This window comes from Lysobacter sp. TAF61 (genome assembly GCF_052113485.1).
Taxonomy (GTDB): domain Bacteria; phylum Pseudomonadota; class Gammaproteobacteria; order Xanthomonadales; family Xanthomonadaceae; genus Lysobacter_J.
On record NZ_JBFRDH010000043.1, the window covers coordinates 1 to 438 of the forward strand.

1 protein-coding gene is annotated in these 438 nt (G+C 62.6%); it reads right to left on the reverse strand.

The annotated features are described in order from the left end of the window. Nucleotides 1–204: 204 nt before the first annotated feature. The coding region (locus AB4Y64_RS17735) for a hypothetical protein (protein ID WP_441817766.1) at nucleotides 205–438 on the reverse strand (234 nt) is incomplete at its 5' end.

The window sequence follows — 438 nt, forward strand, 5'->3', positions numbered from 1 at the left end:
CATACAGCCAGGGCGCGAACAAGAGCACGCGCGCCGACCTGGTCGACCAGTCGACCGCGCCGAAGAAGTCCAAGACGAAGAAGACCAAAAAGGCTGCACAAGGCAACTGATTGGTCGCTGATCGCTGCTCAGAAAAAACCCCGGGGTCCCACCCGGGGTTTTTTGTTTGCCGCCCACGCGGTCGCCAGTTTCAGCGTGACGCCTTCAGCGCGACTCCGGCTCGGTGTCCACCATCTCCAGCGCGGTCACATCCACGCGCTGCACCTTGTTGTTCTGCCGGATCTCGGTGCGCAACACGAAGGCTTCGGCCGGGCAGTACCAGTCGGTCACGTACAGGACGCTGGGTTCCAGTTGCAGGATCTCGTCTCCCACCATCAGCGGGCCCAGCGAGGTGCGCTTCTCGTACGTGATCGGCATGCACTGCTTGCGCCCCATGAC